This is a genomic window from Mesorhizobium sp. M5C.F.Cr.IN.023.01.1.1, assembly GCF_003997585.1.
In the GTDB taxonomy this organism is placed as follows: Bacteria; Pseudomonadota; Alphaproteobacteria; order Rhizobiales; family Rhizobiaceae; genus Mesorhizobium; species Mesorhizobium wenxiniae.
This window is the reverse complement of the sequence record NZ_RZSU01000220.1, coordinates 1-2,189: the sequence shown is the minus strand read 5'-3', so window position 1 is coordinate 2,189 and position 2,189 is coordinate 1. Positions and strand designations below refer to the sequence as shown.

The following is a 2,189-nucleotide window of genomic DNA, read 5'->3' as shown; positions in this document are numbered from 1 at the left end:
CCTTGGTTCTCGGATGAAGGATCGGACGCGCTCATGCCACGGCCCTCCCCTCGACATGATCTGCCGCAATCTCGTCCGCCGTGACCTCATCCAGCACGGCGTTTGGATAGCCGTGCCGCGTCAGCCATGCCTCGGCATCGGCGCAATCGCTGGCGAGATAGACCAGCTCGGCGTCCTCGCCGGGCCTGTCGAACACGCGGACCGCGCCGATGGCCGGGCGTTCGAGAACGGTGAAGCGCAGCCGGGAATCAGCTGAGAATGTGCGATGAACGCGGATGGCGATGACACCGCCGGAACCGTAATCGGCCTCATGCAGCGTGAAGCTCGCCGGCAGGCTGATGCTGCCGACCCGTTCGCCCTGCTTTCGGATCAGGCGACCCTTGCTGTTGCTGGTCTGCCATTGAGACAGCTTCCTGCGGTGCCGTTCCGGCGGCCGCGGCGTGTCGTCGGTCCATGCGATGAGCGAACCGATTGGTGCCTGAAAGATGCGATGCGCGGACATTCATGTCCTCCGTGTGCTGGTTGTTGAAACAGGACCGCCGCCGGAATGAGCCGGCGGCGGGATGGCAATCGGAATAAAGATGCCGGCTTGCTACTCGGCGGCCTCGCGGAAGGGCTCTTCGTCCGCGAGCTCACCGCCGCCGGCATTGTCACCGGCTTCCGGCTCCTCGACCTGATCGTCGGGATCGTCTTCGCCGCTCGCGGCGTTGCTGGTCAGCCAGGATGAGAGCCTGGCCCTGTCCGGCGCGAACAATGCGGAAGGATGCACGAAATGCCCTTCCCTGAAGTGCTCAACGAGCGCGGCGCGTGTGTCCTTCACGCGAGCGCGCGGCAGGACCGGCGTGTCCTTGCACGAGGCCTCCAGCGCCGGGCGGGAGAGGCACGAGAGGAAGTCCTCCGTTCCCATGTTCGGCAGGAAGTTGTCCGCGCCGATCGCGGCGCCGGCAATGCGCGCCACGATGCCGCTGTCGGTGCGGTTTTCCCGGGTTGACAGAGCGTCGATCAGCGCGGAACGCGCCGCGCTGCGCAGCGTCTCCATGTCATGGGCAAGTTTGCCGTCCTCGTCGACGAGCCGCACGGCATGGCGATCCATCCGGGCATAGCCGTAGACGTCGTCGGAGGCGCCAGACTGGATCGAGATGTTGCGGGCGGCGAGCGCGAGCACGAGCAACGCGATCAGCATGTCGTCCTCGATCGGCGCACGGCCGAGCGCCTCGTGCAGCGCGTCGGTGCGGTAGTCGCCGATCATCTCGACGCCCTTGCGCGTCACATCGGGGCGAGGCGTCGACACCGCGCCAGCATCATCGACCGGGCTGTTCGAAGCGGCCGCGTCCTTGCCCTTGCCCTTCTTCGCCTCGGGCATGCGATAGTGCACCGACTGCACCTTGCCGTCGCGGTCGAGATACATCGCCGTGCAATCGGACTTTGCGGGCTTGCCGTAGACACGCTCTGCCTTGGGCGGCAGTTTCGGCTCGCCCCACTGGCCCGCCTCGACGATTGTTCCCTTCTTCGGCAGGTTGTTTGCCATCCACTCCTGCTGAGCGCCGAGGAAGGCCTCGACGTCGGTGGTGTAGCGGCTGTCCTCGTCAGCCGGCGCGAACAGGTCCTCGACCCAGGCGATGCCATAGGCCTGCGCCAGGTCGTCGCCGAAGCTCGCATCGCGGGCATACATTCGGGTCCTGGTCAGCCCCTGCGCCACGCTCCACCACGAGACCTGCGGGTCGGCCTTGGACGGCTTGTGCTTCTTCCAGACCTCCTTCTGCTCCTCGATCGAGGCGGAAGCGATCGTGCGCAGCTGGCTCTCGTTCGGCATGTCGCCCTTGGCCATCTGGTCGAGCATGGGGGGCAGCACATTGGCGAGCAGACGCAGCTTCCTGATTTGGCGCACGGGAAGAGCGAGAGCGACTGCAATCGCTTCCTCGGTCCAGCCGAGCGCGACGAGGCGCTCGATCGCACGCCACTGATCGACGGGATTGAGCTGTTCGTGCGCCAGCGTCTCGGCCAGCGACCGCATTGCCCCGCCATCTTCGGCACGCTCGAGCACCAGCACGGCAATCTCTTCCAGACCGGCGGCGATCGCCTGCTTCACGCGGCGATGTCCGGCATCGATGACATAGCCATTACCGCCTTCGGTTTCCGGCGCGACGACGGGTGGCTGCACGATGCCGACGGCACGGATCGTCGCCAGG

2 protein-coding genes are annotated in these 2,189 nt (G+C 66.2%); both read right to left on the bottom strand.

The window, feature by feature from the left end; genetic code table 11:
- Window positions 1-31 precede the first annotated feature (31 nt).
- Window positions 32-502, bottom strand: a complete 471-nt coding sequence (locus EOA78_RS35365) for a hypothetical protein (protein ID WP_127320332.1) — start codon at window positions 500-502, stop codon at window positions 32-34.
- Window positions 503-592: 90 nt separating this feature from the next.
- Window positions 593-2,189, bottom strand: a 1,597-nt coding sequence (locus tag EOA78_RS35360) for a ParB N-terminal domain-containing protein (RefSeq protein ID WP_127320330.1), incomplete at its 5' end; no start/stop codon positions are given.